The organism is Jiangella alkaliphila (genome assembly GCF_900105925.1).
GTDB classification, from domain to species: domain Bacteria; phylum Actinomycetota; class Actinomycetes; order Jiangellales; family Jiangellaceae; genus Jiangella; species Jiangella alkaliphila.
Window position 1 is genome coordinate 2,815,889 of sequence record NZ_LT629791.1, and the last position, 16,316, is coordinate 2,832,204.

Consider the following 16,316-nt stretch of genomic DNA (forward strand, 5'->3'; position numbering starts at 1 on the left):
GATCGTCCGGACCCCACCCCTGGACGAGACGAGCCGACGTGGTCGCGCCCGAGACCCTCGCCCGCCCGCCGGCCACGGCGCGGGCCCTGCTGCCGTCGCTGGCCGTCGTCATGTTCGCCGTCGTCGCGAACTACGCGGCGCTGCTGTCGGTGCTGCTGCCGAACCAGGTCGAGGCGATCGACCCGGACAACAAGGTCACCAACCTGGCCATCGTGACGTCGGTGTCGTTCGCGTTCACGATCCTGGCCCAGCCGCTGGTCGGTGCGCTGAGCGACCGCACGCACAGCCGGCTGGGCCGCCGGGCGCCGTGGCTGCTGGCCGGGGCGGTCGTGGCCGCCGGGTTCCTGCTGGGTCTCGGCGGCCTCGGGTCGGTGGCGTGGATCTGCGTGTTCTGGGTCGTCATCCAGTTCGCGCTCAACGGCACCGACGTCGCGGTGGCGGCGACGGTGGCCGACCGCGTGCCACCGGCCCGCCGCGGCCGCGCGTCGGCGCTGCTGGCCGGTGGCGGCATGGCCGGAGCGGCGGCGGGGACGGCGTTCGCCGGTCCGCTGGCCGCCGACCACCGGCCGGTCGCCTACACCGGGCTCGGGCTGGCGGTCGTCGCGGCGGCAGCGGCGTTCGTGCTGGTGAACCGCCGGGCGCTGCGGGACGACGCACCGGCGAAGGCGCCCACGGGTGGGACAACGCGGGACCTGCTGCGCGGGTTCTGGCTGCGGCCGCGCGAGCACGCCGACTTCCTGCGGGTGTTCGGGTCGCGGCTGCTCTTCGTGCTCGGCTACCAACTGGTGCTGACCTACCAGCTGTACATCCTGACGGACTACGTGGGGCTGACGCGCGACGACGCCAACCGGCTGATCGGGCTGCTCACGGTGCTCGGCTTCGCGACGACGGTGGTCGGGATCGTGGTGGGCGGCTGGTGGAGCGACCGCACCGGCCGGCGGACGGTCTTCCTGGTGGCGGCGGCCGGCATCCTGGGACTCGCGTTGGCCGCACCACTCGTGTCCGCGACGACGACGGCGGTGGCGGTGTTCGCGGCGGTCCAGGGCGTGGCCGGCGGACTGTACCTGGCCTGCGGCAACGCGCTGGCGATCGACGTGCTGCCGGACCGCGAGGCGGCCGCCGGCAAGGACCTCGGCCTGTTCAACGTCGCCGTCAACGTGCCGCAGACGATCGCCCCGCCGGTGGCCGCACTGGTGATCAACGTCTTCGACGGCTACCGCGCGCTGTTCGTCGTGGCGCTCGTCAGCGTCGCGGCCTCCGCCGTCCTCGTCACCCGGGTAGGCCAGACTATGCACCAAGGCGGTGAGGCGACATGACTCTGAACCACGAGGAGCTGCAGCGGTCCGCGGCGGACCACCTGCTGCTCCACTTTTCCAAGCAACGGCCCGACGACCTGCTCGTGCTCGAGCGGGGCGAGGGACCGTACGTGTTCGACACCCGCGGACGGCGCTACGTCGACGCGCTGTCGAGCCTGTTCTGCGCCCAGCTCGGCTACTCCTACGGCGCCGAACTGGCGGCCGCGGCCACCGAGCAGCTCACGCGGCTGCCGTTCAACACGAACTGGGCGACGGCGCACCCGCCGGCCATCGAGCTGGCCGAGCGCCTCACCGGCCTCGCGCCGCCCGGGCTGACCCGCGCGTTCTTCACCAACGGCGGCTCCGAGGCGGTCGAGGCGGCGTGGAAGCTGGTCCGCGAGCACTTCCTGGCCATCGGCCAGCCGCAGCGCACCAAGGCGATCGCCCGCGACGTCGCGTACCACGGCGTGACGCTCGGCGCGCTGGCGTTCACCGGCGTCCCGCGGTTCAAGGACGACTTCGGCCCGCCGCCGATCGACGTCACGCATGTGTCGAACACCAACGCGTTCCGCGCGCCCGACGGCGCCGATCCGGCCGCGTACTGTGCCCGGCTGCTGGCCGAGGTCGAGGCGGCCGTTGTCGCGGCCGGGCCGGACGAGGTCGCGCTGATCATCGCCGAGCCGGTGCAGAACGCCGGCGGCTGCCTGACCCCGCCGCCCGGCTACTGGCGCGGGCTGCGCGAGCTCGCCGACCGCTACGGCATCCTGCTCATGGCCGACGAGGTCATCACCGGCTGCGGCCGGCTGGGCGAGTGGTTCGGCGTCGCGCGCGAGGGCGTCACTCCCGACCTCGTCAGCCTGGCCAAGGGCATCACCGCGGCCTACGCGCCGATGGGCGCCGTGCTCACCACCGACCGCGTCGTCCAGCCGCTGGTCGACGGCGGCCGGGTGCTGCGCCACGGCATCACCTTCGGCGGCCACCCGGCCAGCGCCGCCATCGCGCTGCGCACCATCGACATCGTGGCCCGCGACGGCGTCCTCGAGAACGTCCGCGCGCAGGAGCCCTACCTGCGCGACCGGCTCGGCGAGCTGCTCGCGCTGCCGATCGTCGGCGACGTCCGCGGCGCCGGCTTCTTCTGGGCGATCGAGCTGGTGAAGGACGCCGCGAACACCCGCTTCGACCAGGCCGCGCGCGACGCGCTGCTGCGCGGGTTCCTGCCCGGCCGGCTGCTCGAAGCGGGGCTGATCGCCCGCGCCGACGACCGCGGCGACGCCGTGCTGCAGATCGCGCCGCCGCTGATCAGCGACCGCGCGGTCCTCGACGAGATCGTCGACGGCCTGCGCGAGGTGCTCACCGACGCGGGGAAGCGGTTCGCGGACGCCTGACGCCGAACACCGTCACGAACAGGTAGGTCTTGCCGGCTGCGTGCGGCGAGAAGAACTCGACCACCTCGTCGTCGGCCGACGTGGAGCCGACGGCGCCGAGGCCGAGCGCGTGAGTACCGAGGTGCAGCCGCCCGGCCTGCAGCGCGCTGGTCAGCTGCGCGGCGCGGTAGCCGCGGTTGCCGTACGTGTCCAACAGCGGCCCGAGGTCGGCCAGCCAGTACGCGTTGACGTGCGCGTCGGCGCAGTACTCCTGGCCGACGGCGATGCGCGCGGCGTCGGCGCGGAAGTCGCCGCCCCGCAGCAGCTCGACGCCGCCGCGGGCCGGGTGGTGCAGGTAGACGCCGGGGGTCAGGCCCTCGACGGCGTTGACGATGAGGTAGCAGTCCAGCGGCGGCCGGACGTCTGCGGCGTAGGCCCGCGACGAGCGGTCCAGCAGCGTGGAGAAGTCGCGGAACCCCAGCTCGGCGCCGGTGTCGTAGTTGCGGGTCGAGCGTCGCCGCAGGATCACGTCCTCGACCGGCTCCGGCGGCAGCGCGTCGTCCGGCAGCGGGTCCAGCGCGGTGAGCGGCCCGGCCGGCTCCGGCGCACCGGCCGGTGGCGCAGCGGAGCGCCAGGCCGCCGCCTCGGCGCCGGTCGTCAGCGTCGACGCCCGGTGCATCGCGCCGATCGCGGGGAAGTTCACCTCGCGCGGCGAGACCGGCCGCACCGGCAGGTCCGCCGGCGGCAGCGCAGCGACGTCCGGCGCGGCCGGGCCGCCGGCGCCGAGCGCGCACAGCGCGAGCGTCGCCTCGCGCACGCCGTCGACGCCGAGGACGGCGTTGACCTCGTCGTCGGCGAAGCCCAGCACCAGCTCCGCCGGGACCCCGGCCGACGCCGCGACCGCCAGCGCCTGCGACAGCGAGGTGCCGGCGTCCCAGAACGCGTGCCGGTACGCGCGCGCCTTGTAGCGCCAGGCGTTGCGCCAGAACGTGCTGGTCACCGCCATGATGACCGGAGCGGCCGCCACCGCGGGCTCGGCACCGGTGGCCGCCGCCAGCGCGGCCCGGACGTCGCCGGCGCGCACTCGCCGCAGGCTGTGGTCGTGCGCCGCGTACTGGTAGAGGCCCGCGGCCAGGTCGGGCAGGTCCGCGCAGGCGAAGTACAGCTCCAGGTGGTAACGGGCGCCGGTGCCGCCGGCGGTCCGGTAGGTGAGGACCGTGCCGCGGACGGTGACGGTGCGGTCCAGCAGGCCGTTGCTCAGCCGCGCGATCCGGGCCAGCAGCGCGAGGTCGGGCACCGCCGCGCCATCGTGTCCGGACGCCGACACGGCGCGAAGGGCCGGGACCGACGACGGCGCGAACTCGCGCGGGATCGCGATCGGCTCGAGCGTCTCGTACACCTTGAACGGGTACGGCTCGAGCGAGCGGTCCTCTTCCCAGATCGCGCTCTCGGCGTCCGGCGGCGTGCCCATGAGCAGCTCGTCGCCGACCCGCAGGTACCGCGTCGCGGCGTGGAAGTCGAGAGCGGCCCGGACGTCGGCGTTGCGCTGCGTCATCCCGCGAGCGTAGACGCCAGCGGGTCGGGCGAGCCGAACCGGTGCGCGGTGACGCTGACCGCCTGCTCGCGCAGGAACGGCAGCAGCTCGACGCGGCCCGCCTCGGTCACCGGCTGGGCGTGGACGGCGAGGTCGGGACGGCCGCCGGCCGCCTCGTACAGCGCCACCGGGTCGCCGCCGACCAGCCGGACGCGGCCGGTCAGCCGGGCGGCCCGGCGCTGCCAGTCGGCCGCGGCCTCGACACTCACCGCGACGCCGAGCGCCGTCATCGCGGATGTCACGACGGCGGGCAGCTCGCCGGCCGCCGACACCGTCACCGGGGCACCCGCGAGCACGCCGGCCGCGACCACCCGCAGCAGGTCCGCCACCGGCGCCCCGGACTCGTGCCGGACGGTGACCGGGTACGGCAGGTAGCGGAACACGTTGCGCTCGGCGGTCAGCCCAGACACGTCGCGGGCGACGCCGAACTCGTCGCGCCAGGCGGCGGCGTCGCTGCGCAGCGCCCGCTCCAGACCGTCGGTGCCGGCCAGCCCGGCGGCGTGCGCGGCGGCCAGCAGCGCGGCCGGCCCGGCGGCCAGCGGCGACGCAGGGGCGGTGGACGGCGCGGGCGTCCAGTCGGTCAGGCCGACCAGGTAGTTCGGCCCGCCCGCCTTGGTCCCGGCGCCGACGGCCGAGCGCTTCCAGCCGCCGAACGGCTGCCGCCGGACGATGGCGCCGGTGGTGCCGCGGTTGACGTAGAGGTTGCCGGCCTCGACGCGGTCCAGCCACGTCGCCAGCTCAGAAGCGTCGCGGGTGTGCAGGCCGGCGGTGAGCCCAAAGGGCACCCGGTTCTGCAGGGAGATCGCCTCGTCCAGCGTGCCGGCGGTCATGATGCCGAGGACCGGGCCGAAGTACTCCGTCAGGTGGTACTCCGAGCCGTCGGCGACGCCGACCTTGACGCCGGGCGACCACAGCCGCCCGTCGTCGTCGAGCTGCCGCGGCCGGACCACCCACGACTCGCCCGGGCCTAGCGTCGTCAGTGCCCGCAGCAGCTTGCCGTCGGCCGGGCCGATGAGCGGGCCCATCTGGGCGGTCGGGTCCGTCGGAGGCCCCACCACCAGCGACGCGACGGCGTCGACGAGCTGGTCGCGGAACCGGCGCGACCGCGCCACCGAGCCGACCAGGATCACCAGCGACGCGGCGGAGCACTTCTGCCCGGCGTGGCCGAACGCGGACTGGACGACGTCACGGACCGCGAGGTCCATGTCGGCGCTCGGGGTCACGACGATCGCGTTCTTGCCGCTGGTCTCGGCCAGCAGCGGGAGGTCGGTGCGGAACGACCGGAACAGCTCGGCGGTCTCGAAGGCGCCGGTGAGGATGACCCGGCCGACCCGCGGGTCGGACACCAGCCGGCGGCCCAGCCGCGACTCGCCGGCCCGGACCAGCCGCAGCACGTCGCGCGGCACCCCGGCCGCCCAGAGCGCCTCGGCCAGCACCGCGCCGCAGCGCACGGCCTGGGACGCCGGCTTGAGCGCTACGGCCGACCCGGCGGCCAGCGCGGCCAGCGTCGACCCGGCCGGGATCGCGACCGGGAAGTTCCACGGCGGCGTCACGACGGTCAGCGGCACCGGCCGGCGGACCGCGCCGTCGACGTCGTCGAGCCGCTCGGCCAGGCCGGCGTAGAAGTTCGCGAAGTCGATCGCCTCGGACACCTCGGGGTCGCCCTGGTCCAGCGTCTTGCCGGCCTCGGCCGCCATGACCTCCAGCAGCTCGGCCCGGTGCCGCTCCAGCTCGACCGCCGCGCGGCGCAGCACCGCGGCCCGCTGCGCGCCGGTCAGCGCGCCCCAGCCCCGTCCCGCCTCGGCGGCGGCGCCCAGGATCTCGTCGAGCGCCTCCTCGGACCGCACGACGGCGGCGTCGGCCGTGGCCACGCCGGCCGTGCTGGCGGCGGCGCGGGCGAGGATGTCGCGGCTCCACGCGACGTTGCCCGGCAGCGCGGGGTCGGTGTCGGGCACGTTCGCGAACTCGGCCTGGACGGCGTCGCCGACGGGGTCGCGGCGGTCCTGGTTCCGGTGCGGACGCGGCACCGCGCGGTCGAGCGCCGCCAGCGAGGCGAGGAACCGGTCGCGCTCGCGGACGAACAGCTCCTCGTGGTCGTGCAGCCCGGCCAGCGCGGACAGGAAGTTCTCCTCGCTCGCGCCCTCCTCCAGCCGCCGGACCAGGTAGGCGATCGCGACGTCGAACTCGCGCGGGTGCACGACGGGCGTGTACAGGCGGACCTTGCCGACCTCGCGGCGGACCACCTCGGCCTGGCCCTGGGCCATGCCCAGCAGCATCTCGACCTCGACGCCGTCGCGGACTCCGCGCCGGCCGGCCAGCAGCCAGGCGAACGCGAGGTCGAACAGGTTGTGCCCGGCGACGCCGACGTGCACGTTGGCGACGTGCTCGGGCCGCAGCGCGTAGTCGAGCAGCCGCTTGTAGTTGGTGTCGGTGTCCTGCTTGCTGTGCCAGGTGGCCAGCGGCCAGCCGCGCAGCGACGCCTCGACCCGCTCCATCGGCAGGTTCGCGCCCTTGACGACGCGCACCTTGACCGGCGCGCCACCGCGGCCGCGGCGCGCGGCCGCCCACTCCTGCAGCCGGATCATCGTCGCGAGCGTGTCGGGCAGGTAGGCCTGCAGGACGATGCCGGCCTCGAGGTCCTGGAACTCGGGCCGACCCAGCAGCGTGGTGAAGACCGCCGTCGTCAGCTCGAGGTCGCGGTACTCCTCCATGTCGAGGTTGACGAACGTCGACGCCGCCGCGGCCCGCCGGTACAGCGGGGTGAGCGCCTCGACGACGTGCGCGACGGTGTCGTCGAACGCCCATGCCGAGTGCGGCGCCACCGTCGACGACACCTTCACCGACACGTAGTCGACGTCGGGGCGGTCCAGCAGCCGCAGCGTGCCGTCGAGCCGCCGGCGCGCCTCGCGCTCGCCGAGCACCGCCTCGCCCAGCAGGTTGACGTTGAGCCGGGCGCCGTCACGGCGGATGCGGGCGATCGCCTTGCCGAGCTTGGCCGGCCGCGCGTCGACGACCAGGTGGCCGACCATCTCGCGCAGCACCCGCCGGGCGATCGGCACGACCAGCCCGGGCGCGACCCGTCCGGCCAGCCCGCCGGCGCGGACGGCGAGGCGCAGGTGCGCGGGCAGGAACGCCGGGACGTCCGCGGCGAGGTCGCGCAACGCCTGGGCGGCGACCTTCGGGTCCTCCGGCCGGATGACGCCGTCGACGAAGCCGACCGCGAACGGCAACCCCTTGGGGTCGGCCAGCACCTGGGAGAGCCGCTGGGCGGCGGCGCTCGCGGGATGCCGCGCGGCCTCGTCCAGCCAGCGGCGGACGGTCGCCACGACCTCGTCGGAGAGCGCCAGCAGGTCGTTCAGCCCGTCCGCTCGTGCGTCGGTGTCGTTCCAGGTCACGGCCATGTCCACAGTCTGGTCACCTACTGGCATAAGGTAAAGCGATGTTTTCTGACGAGTACTCGTCAGATCTACTTATGAGTGTAGGGAGGCTCCGTGCTGGACGTCCGCCGGTTGCGGCTGTTGCGCGAGCTGGCCGTCCGCGGCACCGTCGCCGACGTCGCCGCGGCCCTGCACCAGAGCCCGTCGTCGGTGTCGCAGCAGCTCACGCTGCTGGAGAAGGAGGCCGGCGTGCCGCTGCTGCGCAAGGTCGGCCGGCGGCTGCAGCTCACGCCGCAGGCGGAGATCCTGGTCGAGCACACCGCCGCCGTCCTGCAGCGGCTGGAGGAGGCCGAGTCCGACCTGCGCGCGTCGCTGCAGGAGGCCACCGGGACCGTCCGCATCGCCGTCTTCCAGTCCGCCGCGCTGGCGCTGATGCCGGACCTGCTGCACACCCTGGCCGACCGGCATCCGCGGCTGCGCGTCACGATGACGCAGCGCGAGCCGGAGACCGCGCTGATGGAGACGTTCGCCCGCGACTTCGACCTGGTGGTCGCGGAGCAGTACCCGAACCACGCCGCGCCGTGGCACCCCGAACTGGACCGCGTCGGACTCACCCACGACGCCATCCGGCTGGCCGTCCCGCCCGGCGCGGCGTGGGCGCACATCACCCAGCTGGCCGACACCGCCGGGCTGCCGTGGGTGGTCGAGCCGCACGGCGCGGCGTCGCGGCACTTCGCCGAGCAGGCCTGCCGGCAGGCCGGGTTCGAGCCGGATGTGCGGTTCGAGACCGCCGACCTGACCGCGCAGATCGAGCTGATCGAGACCGGCAACGCGGTCGCGCTGATCCCCGACCTCATGTGGGCCCGGCGGCCGCCGTCCGTGCGGCTGGTCGACCTCGACGGCGTCCCGCACCGGACGGTGTTCACCGCCGCCCGCCGGTCCATGGCCCAGCGGCCGTCCATCCTCGCCTGCCGCGAGGCGCTGACCGCCGCCGTCGAGGACGGGTCCGGCGCCCGCCGCACTGGTTGAAATCGGACGAATCGGGCATCTTCCGGTCATGGCGGGAGTTGCGCCGCGATGCCGGGTGATAGTGACGGCGGCCGGGCCACGGATGTGGCCGGTGCTCGAGGAGTGCGCGCTGCCGTCGTTCCGCCGCTACGCCGTCCGCTGGGGCTTCGACGTCCACGCCGTGCGGCTGCCCGCCGACGGCGCCGAGGCCGACGCGGCGGCGCAGCGGGCCAAGTGGGCGAAGATCACGCTGCTGCGTGCCGCGCTGGAGCGCTATGACATTGCCCTCTGGCTCGACGCCGACGTCCTGGTGCTGCGCGACGACGAGGACGTCGTCGCCCACCTGCACCCCGACGCCTTCCAGGCGCTGGTCCTGGAGCAGGTGCCGTACGAGCACCGGCTCAACCCCAACACCGGGGTCTGGCTGCTGCGCGCCGGACCGGCGGCGACGGCGCTCCTCGACGCGGTGGAGGCGGCCGGTCCCCAGCCTGGGCCGTGGGCCGACCAGGGCGCCGTCCTCCTGGCCCTGGGCTGGAATCGCGGCGACGAGCGCTACCACTGGGCCCGGCCGGGCCGCGGCACTCCGTTCCTCGATGGCACCTCCTGGCTGCCGCCCGGCTGGAACCAGCCCTACGTCGCCGGGCGGACCACCGCGGAGTGCTACAACAGCGCCGTCGCCTCCTACGCCGACCGGCCGGCGGTGCCGCGCCCGCATGCGCTGCACTTCATGGGCATGACGTCGTCGGCGCGGCTGCGGCACATGCGCGCCGTCCTCGCCGGGGCCGTGAGGGGAGGGTAATTCGGGGGTCCGCGCCGCTACGGTGAACGCATGAGCAGGTCGCGAGGGCGGCCACGGTACGCAGACGTGCTGACGCCCGCCGAGTGGCGGGTGGTCGACGCCGTCCGGCACGGGATGACCAACAGGCAGATCGCCGACCGGCGCGGCACCAGCGTCGAAGCGGTGAAGTACCACGTCTCGAACGCGCTGGCGAAGCTCGGCCTGCCCGACCGCCGGGCATTGCGCCACTGGGACGGCGTTCCCGCCGGCAGCGCGCTGGCGGTCACCAACGAGGGTGAGGACACCATGACCACCACCGACCTGCGCCTCGGGCCCATCGGGCAGATCGCCCGGCCCACGAAGGACATCGAGCGGGCCGTGGCCTGGTACCGCGACGTGCTCGGGCTACCGCACCTCTACACGTTCGGCGATCTCGCGTTCTTCGACTGCGGCGGCACGCGGCTGTTCCTCAGCGCGGGCGACGAGGGCGCGGGTGCTGAGCCGTCGCTGCTCTACTTCCGGGTCGGCGACATCCAGGCGGCCCACCGCGAGCTGACCGCGCGCGGCGTCGTGTTCACCTCGGCGCCGCACCTGATCCACCGCCACGACTCGGGCATGGAGGAGTGGATGGCCCTCTTCACCGACGTCGACGATCAGCTGCTGGCCCTGATGGCGCAGGTCACGCCCTGACGCTGCTCTCGCGCCGGGCCGGCAGCAGCGCGGGGATCAGCAGGGCGGCGGTCAGCGCGAAGACGACCGGGTAGCCGGCCCCGGCCGCGATCAGCCCGGCGCCGGTGGCGCCGACGGCCATGCCGATGTCGTAGGCGGCGTTCCAGATGGCGCTGACGGTGCCGTAGCCCTCAGGCCGCACCCGCGTGTACATGAGCGCCAGAGTCGCGTTCTGCAGCACCCCGAACCCGGCGCCGAAGACCCCGGCGCCGGCGATGACGGCGGCCGGTACGCCGGTCGCGGTGACGCCGAGCAGGCCGAGCCCCGACAGCACCAGCCCCGGGACCAGCAGCCGGCCCTGGCCGTAGCGGTCGCCGAGCCGGCCCGCGACCCACCGCGTGGCCGTCGACGTCGCCGGCTGGACCAGCAGCGCGGCCGCCGCCACCGACGCCGAGCCCGTGGCCAGCGGCAGGAACGTCACCAGCACGCCGATCGCGACCGTCGACGCCGCGAAGACCGCCGCAGGCCGGACCAGGCCCGCGTCGCGCAGCCCCGCCAGCACGCCGTGCGACCCGCCGCCCGAGCCCGTCCGGCGGGGCAGCCCGGGGACGGCCACGAGGCACAGCAGGGTCGCGGCGGCGGTGATGGCGAACACCGTCCCGGCGCCCCACTGCCCGGCCGCCCAGACCCCGAACGGCAGCGCGACCAGCGCCGGAACGCCACCGACGACGCCGACCAGCGCCAGCCCCTCGCCGCGGCGGTGCTCGGGCAGCAGCGCCGCCGTCAGTGCGCCGCCCGCGACGATGGTGACGCCGAAGCCGAGACCGCGCACGAGGTTCACGCCGACGATGACCGCCAGGTCCGACGACGCCAGGAGCAGCAGCGTGGGCGCGCCGAGCAGCACCAGGCCGGCGGTCAGCGCGAACCGGTACCCGAACCGGGCGACCAGCCGCGGCGTGGCGACCTCGCCGGCGATGGACGCGACCAGCAGCGCGCCGGTGGCCAGGCCCGCGGTGCCGGCCGACCCGGCCGCCTCGGCGACCATCGGGACGACCGAGAGCGGCAGGTAGAAGCCGAGCGACGAGCCGATGATGGTGACGAACCGGAGCAGCAGCGCCCGGCTGATCAGCGGTGCGTCGAGGGCGGCGGTGGCGGGTGCGAGGGCGATCGTGGCGGTGGTCATGCCACGACGCTATTGAGAGATCGGTCCGGTCGTGAGGGCCAATCGACCCGCACGATACCGGACCGATTTACTCAGGCGCTGGCAGTGTTGCCCTTCGACCGGGCGTGGACGGCGTCGATGAGCCGGTCGTCGATCTGGTCGTAGAGGACGGTGCCGGCCCAGACGATCAGCGTGACGAAGATCCAGGTGCCGGAGCCCTCGAGATAGAAGTCGTCGCGCGGCGTGAACAGGTCGGTCAGCAGCAGCCCGACCCAGGTCAGCACCAGGCCGCCGAGGAACGTCGCGCTGGAGGCGTACTTGCGCGCCAGCGAGGACATGACCCCGCGTAGCAGCATCGTGAAGACGGTGAACAGGGCAGTGCCGATCAGCCAGCCGGTGAAGGACAGGTTGAACTTGTCGAACAGCGCGGCGGCGACCATGAACAGCACACCGTGCGCCGCGGCGGCGAGTACCAGGCGGATTCCCCACTTCATAGTTCGTACTGTGGCGCAAACCTCGGCGTGCCGCTACTGACCTGCGGATTTTCGTTCCGAACAAATTCCGGCGAAAGCCTGTCGATCCGGACCTGCCGCTGCGTCATGGGGGCGAGAGGGCGGGGACGGTCCCCGCCGGAAGGCGTCGACATGGACATCTCGCTCGACTGGCCGGCCGTCGTGCTCGCCACGCTCAGCACCATGGTGGTGGGCACCGTCTGGTACCGCCCCGAGGTGTTCGGGCGGCGGTGGCAGGCGCTCACCGGCAAGGATCCCAACGCGCCGGCCAACCGCGCGCTGGCCTACGGCGGCTCGTTCGCGGCCTCGGCCGTGACGGCGGTGGTGCTCGCCGCCGCCACGGACGTGCTCGCCCGCGACCAGGACCTCGACGCGCTGCCGGCCGCGTTGCTGGCCGCAGGCGTGCTGTGGCTCGGGTTCACGGCCGCCCGGATGGTCGTCCACGACCTCTTCGCCAGCCGCGACCCGCGGATCTGGCTGCTCGACGCCGGCTACGAGCTCGCCACGGTGCTCGTGATGGCTGTCATCATCGGACTGCTGGGCTGACCGGCCCGGGAGAGAAGGGAACCATGATGGAGTACATGTTCGTCATCGCCGGCGAGGAGTACCCCGCGCCCGCACCCGGAGAGCCTGGCTTCGACGAGTACCTGCAGCCCTGGCTGGACTACGCGAAGCGGCTCATGGACGGCGGCCACTGGATCTCCGGCGCCTCGCTGGCGCCGAGCTCGACGGCCACGACGGTGCGCAAGGCGTTCGGCGCCGAGCCGGCCGTCGTCGACGGGCCGTTCATGGAGACCAAGGAGCAGCTCGGCGGCTACTACGTCGTCCGCGCCGCCGACCTGGACGAGGCGCTGGAGCTGGCCGCCGCCATCCCGATCCCGGCCGGGACGGTCGAGGTGCGGCCGCTCGGCTACCGGCCCGACGCCGAACCGGGCGGTGCCGGCTGAACGAGGTCGACGCCGCCGTCACGCGGCTGATGCGCGAGCAGGGCGGGCACGTGCTCGCCCTGCTCGCCACGCGGTTCGGCGATCTGGACCTCGCCGACGACTGCGTGCAGGACGCCCTGGTGCAGGCGGTCGAGACGTGGACCGCGCAGGGCATCCCGGCGAACCCGCCGGGCTGGCTGTACACCGTCGCCCACAACCGCGCCGTCGACCGGCTCCGGCGCGCGGCGGCGGCGGACCGGCGGCTGCGGGCCGCGGCGCCGCAGCTGACACCGTCGCCGGAATCGCCGGACGACGCGGAGCGGGAGGAGCTCGTGGTGGACGAGCGTGAGGTGGGTGACGAGCAGCTGCGCCTCATGCTGCTGTGCTGCCACCCGGCGCTCGACCGCGACACCCAGGTGGCGCTGACGCTGCGGCTGGTAGGCGGGCTCACGACGGCGGAGATCGCGTCGGCCTACCTGGTGCCGGAGCCGACCCTGGCGCAGCGGATCGTCCGCGCCAAGCGCAAGATCCGTGCCGCCGGCATCCCGCTGCGGGTGCCGGCCCGGCTGGACGAGCGGGTCGGCGTCCTGCTGGCCGTGCTGTCATTGATCTTCAACGAGGGCTATCTGTCCCGTGGCGGGCACGCCGATGCCGTCCGCGCCGATCTGGCGGACACCGCGGTGCGGCTCACCGAGCGGACGCTGGGCCTGCTGCCCGGCCACCCGGAGGTGGAGGGCCTGCTGGCGCTCCAGCTGTACCACCGGGCCCGGCTGGCCGGCCGGCTGGACGGCGCGGGCGACCTCGTGCTGCTCGAGCGGCAGGACCGCACGGCGTGGGACGGCGCGCTGATCGGCCGGGCCAACGCGCTGCTGGCGCGGGCCCTGGGCCGTGACGTTCCCGGCCCGTTCCAGGTGCAGGCGTTCATCGCGTCGCTGCACGCCAACGCGCCGACGGCGGCCGACACCGACTGGCCGGCCGTCGCCCGCGCCTACACCCGCCTGGAGGAGCTGGCGCCGTCACCCGTCGTGACGCTGAACCGGGCCGTGGCGATCGCGATGGCCGACGGGCCGCGGGCCGGGCTGGCCGTGCTCGACGGCGTCGCCGGGCTCGACCGCTACCACCTCTGGCACGCCGCCCGCGCCGAGCTGCTGGCCCGGGCCGGTGAGCCGGAGCGCGCCCGCGCGGGATTCGAACGGGCGCTCCGGCTCACCACCAACCCGGCCGAGCAGCGGCATCTGCGCGGGCGGCTGCGCGAGCTCAGTCCGCGGACCTGACCAGCTGGTCCTCGCCTCCGCCGGGCGCCGGCTCGTCGCGCCGGTCGCCGTGGCCGGGCCACCAGGCGGCGTGCCCGATGAGTGCGGTGAGTGCTGGGGTGAAGAACATGGCCATGATGAAGGCGGCGACGGCGATGCCGAAGGAGATGGCGAAGCCCATGGAGACGAGGAGGGCGTTGCCTCCGAGCATGAGTGAGGCGAAGGTGCCGGCGAGGATGACGCCGGCGGCGGCGACGGTGGGTCCGGCGTGTCTGACGGCCATGGCGGCGGCTTGGCGTGGTTCGAGGCCGTTGCGGGCTTCTTCGCGTAGGCGGGCGACCATGAGGATGTTGTAGTCGGTGCCGAGGGCGACGACGAAGAGGTAGATGTAGATGGGCAGCATGAAGATGAGTCCGTCGTCGCCTTGGATGGTCTGGAACAGCAGCACGGTGGCGCCGAGGGTGGCGCCGAAGCCGAGCCCGACCGAGGCCATGAGGTACCAGGGTGCGACGAGGCTGCGCAGCAGCACGGCGAGGATGATCATGATGATGAGGGCGGCGACGGGGAAGACGACGGAGTAGTCGCGGTTCATCGCGTCTTGGAGGTCGACGAACACTGAGGTGGTGCCGCCGACGAGTGCTTCGGTGCCGTTGGGTGCGGCGTTGTGGGCGGTGTCGCGGATGGGTCCTTCGACGTTCTGCATGGACGCGTCGGAGGTCGGGTCGGAGTCCAGCACGACGCTGTAGATGGCCGTGGTCTGGTCGGGCGTCGCGGTGGGCTCTGACACCTGCGCCACGCCCGTGGCCTGGCCGAGGGCGGTGCCGAACGCCGCCTGATCGGCCGCGTCGATGGGATCGCCGGTGGTGGAGTGCAGCAGTACCGACGTGGGGTCGGTCGCGCCCGGTGGGAGGCCGGTCTGCAGGGTCTCCAGCGCGACGGAGGACTCGGCGTCGGCGGGGACGCCGGTGTCGGACAGGTCGAACGTGGGCTTGAACCCGAACGCGAGCACGGTGAGGCCGGCGAGGACGAGGCCGGACACGACGGCGAAGCGGACCGGGTGGCGGCCCAGGGAGTCGCCGACGGCGCCGAACCGGGCGGCCTTCGGCTCGGTCTTCCACGCCTTCGAGGGCCAGAACACCTTGGTGCCCAGCAGCGACACGATCGCCGGCACCAGCGTCAACGCCGCCAGCACCGTCACCGCGACGGCGATGGCCAGGGCCGGCCCGATCGAGCGGAAGATGCCCAGGGTGGACAGGACCAGCGCCATGAACGCGACGATGACGGCGCCGCCGGCCGAGGCGATGGCCTCGCCGGCGCGTTCGATGGCGTGGCTGACGGCGGTCTTGCTGTCCAGGCCCTGCCTGAGTGCTTCGCGGTAGCGGAACAGGAAGAACAGGATGTAGTCGGTGCCGATGCCGTAGAGCACCACGATCAGGATCACCGTGATGGACGAGTCGGCCTGCAGGTCGAAGGCCTCGTTGGCCCAGCCGATCAGCCCGGTCGCCACCTGCGAGATGACCGCGACCACGACGATCGGCATCAACGCGATGATCGGGCTGCGGAAGATGATCAGCAGCAGGCCCAGGATGAGCAGCACCGTCACGGCGCCGACGATCGCCTCGGCGTTCGAGGCCGCTTCCTGGGAGTCCAGGTTCTGCGCGGCCGACCCGGTAACGCCCATGCGCAGGCCGGTGCCGTCCAGCAGCGGTTCGGCCTCGTCACGCAGGTCACGGACGCTGTCGAGGATCTCTTCGCCGAACGGGTCGGCGTCCTGGGCCAGGCTGATGGTCGAGGTCTGGACCAGCCGGTTCTCCGACGGGTCGTTCGCGGTGAACGCGCCGAGCTCGGGCAGCCCGAGGTCGCCCAGCTCGCTCGTGATCCGCTCGACGTTCGCGACGTCGTCGTCGGTCAGCGGCTCGCCGTCGTCGCGGTCGAACACCATGATCGCGGCCGTCTCGGTGCGGTCCGGGAAGGCATCGGACTGCAGCTCGGCGGCCTGGATCGACTCGTAATGGTCGGGCAGGAACTCTGCCTCGTCGGTGGTGGAGGTGAGGGCGGGGGCGGTGGCGATCACCGCGGCCGCCAGCACCACCCACCCGATGATGACCTGCCACGGATGACGGGCGACATAACGGCCCAGCGCAGCGAACATGATCCGACGGTAGCCAACTGGGGCGGCGCGGGGAGGACCGACCGGTAACTCCGGTGGTAACTCTCTGGTGACGATTGTTCTGACGGCGCTCCCGCCTGGTCCGCGGAATGCGGCGGGAGCCGAAGATCGATGGAATGCTTTTGTGGTGCGTGTCACGTTCATCGCGACTTCGCGGTTCGCGTGACTTCACCCAATTCAGGGCGTCGTGCGGGCGGTGAATCCGGGG

At 73.7% G+C, this 16,316-nt stretch carries 13 protein-coding genes; 8 read left to right on the plus strand and 5 right to left on the minus strand.

Annotated features, from left to right (window positions below; translation table 11 throughout):
• Window positions 1–38 precede the first annotated feature (38 nt).
• Window positions 39–1,316 carry an MFS transporter gene (locus BLV05_RS13105; RefSeq protein ID WP_046772160.1) on the plus strand — a complete coding sequence of 426 codons (1,278 nt, stop codon included), beginning with the start codon at window positions 39–41 and terminating at the stop codon, window positions 1,314–1,316.
• A complete protein-coding gene (locus BLV05_RS13110; RefSeq protein ID WP_046772159.1) occupies window positions 1,313–2,680 on the plus strand; it encodes an aspartate aminotransferase family protein in 1,368 nt (455 codons plus the stop codon). The genes BLV05_RS13105 and BLV05_RS13110 overlap by 4 nt, the downstream gene beginning before the upstream one ends.
• On the opposite strand, the gene BLV05_RS13115 is transcribed toward BLV05_RS13110, so the two are convergent.
• Window positions 2,646–4,214: a SagB/ThcOx family dehydrogenase gene (locus BLV05_RS13115; RefSeq protein WP_052763071.1), complete on the minus strand. Its 1,569-nt coding sequence runs from the start codon at window positions 4,212–4,214 to the stop codon at window positions 2,646–2,648. The two genes, BLV05_RS13110 and BLV05_RS13115, sit on opposite strands and share 35 nt — an antisense overlap.
• Window positions 4,211–7,654: a bifunctional proline dehydrogenase/L-glutamate gamma-semialdehyde dehydrogenase gene (locus BLV05_RS13120; protein ID WP_046772158.1), complete on the minus strand. Its 3,444-nt coding sequence runs from the start codon at window positions 7,652–7,654 to the stop codon at window positions 4,211–4,213. Before BLV05_RS13120 ends, BLV05_RS13115 begins: the two co-directional genes overlap by 4 nt.
• Before the next feature lie 90 nt (window positions 7,655–7,744).
• On the opposite strand from BLV05_RS13120, the gene BLV05_RS13125 reads away from it, so the two are divergent.
• The 3 genes from BLV05_RS13125 (at window position 7,745) to BLV05_RS13135 (ending at window position 10,106) form a co-directional block, all read left to right on the plus strand.
• Entirely contained in the window at window positions 7,745–8,659 is a 915-nt protein-coding gene (locus BLV05_RS13125; protein WP_046772157.1) for a LysR substrate-binding domain-containing protein, read from the plus strand.
• Window positions 8,660–8,750: 91 nt separating this feature from the next.
• On the plus strand, window positions 8,751–9,437 hold the full coding sequence (locus BLV05_RS13130) for a hypothetical protein (protein WP_152691062.1): 687 nt from the start codon (window positions 8,751–8,753) through the stop codon (window positions 9,435–9,437).
• 30 nt (window positions 9,438–9,467) lie between these two features.
• On the plus strand, window positions 9,468–10,106 hold the full coding sequence (locus BLV05_RS13135; RefSeq protein WP_082155751.1) for a VOC family protein: 639 nt from the start codon (window positions 9,468–9,470) through the stop codon (window positions 10,104–10,106).
• On the opposite strand, the gene BLV05_RS13140 is transcribed toward BLV05_RS13135, so the two are convergent.
• The gene (locus BLV05_RS13140; protein WP_046772155.1) at window positions 10,096–11,268 is read right to left on the minus strand and encodes an MFS transporter; all 1,173 of its coding nucleotides are present in this window, start codon (window positions 11,266–11,268) and stop codon (window positions 10,096–10,098) included. The genes BLV05_RS13135 and BLV05_RS13140 overlap by 11 nt on opposite strands.
• Before the next feature lie 71 nt (window positions 11,269–11,339).
• Complete coding sequence (locus tag BLV05_RS13145) at window positions 11,340–11,741, minus strand: hypothetical protein (protein WP_046772154.1); 402 nt, start codon at window positions 11,739–11,741, stop codon at window positions 11,340–11,342.
• A gap of 150 nt (window positions 11,742–11,891) precedes the next feature.
• Between BLV05_RS13145 and BLV05_RS13150 the strand changes: the two genes are divergently transcribed.
• The 3 genes from BLV05_RS13150 to BLV05_RS13160 are packed head-to-tail and all read left to right on the plus strand — an operon-like array spanning window position 11,892 to window position 13,959.
• A complete protein-coding gene (locus BLV05_RS13150) occupies window positions 11,892–12,305 on the plus strand; it encodes a DUF1761 domain-containing protein (RefSeq protein WP_046772153.1) in 414 nt (137 codons plus the stop codon).
• Between the two features lie 23 nt (window positions 12,306–12,328).
• Entirely contained in the window at window positions 12,329–12,706 is a 378-nt protein-coding gene (locus BLV05_RS13155; RefSeq protein WP_231948813.1) for a YciI family protein, read from the plus strand.
• Between the two features lie 29 nt (window positions 12,707–12,735).
• Entirely contained in the window at window positions 12,736–13,959 is a 1,224-nt protein-coding gene (locus BLV05_RS13160) for an RNA polymerase sigma factor (protein WP_046772151.1), read from the plus strand.
• Here BLV05_RS13160 and BLV05_RS13165 read toward each other — a convergent pair.
• On the minus strand, window positions 13,943–16,090 hold the full coding sequence (locus BLV05_RS13165; RefSeq protein ID WP_083421316.1) for an MMPL family transporter: 2,148 nt from the start codon (window positions 16,088–16,090) through the stop codon (window positions 13,943–13,945). The genes BLV05_RS13160 and BLV05_RS13165 overlap by 17 nt on opposite strands.
• Window positions 16,091–16,316 lie beyond the last annotated feature (226 nt).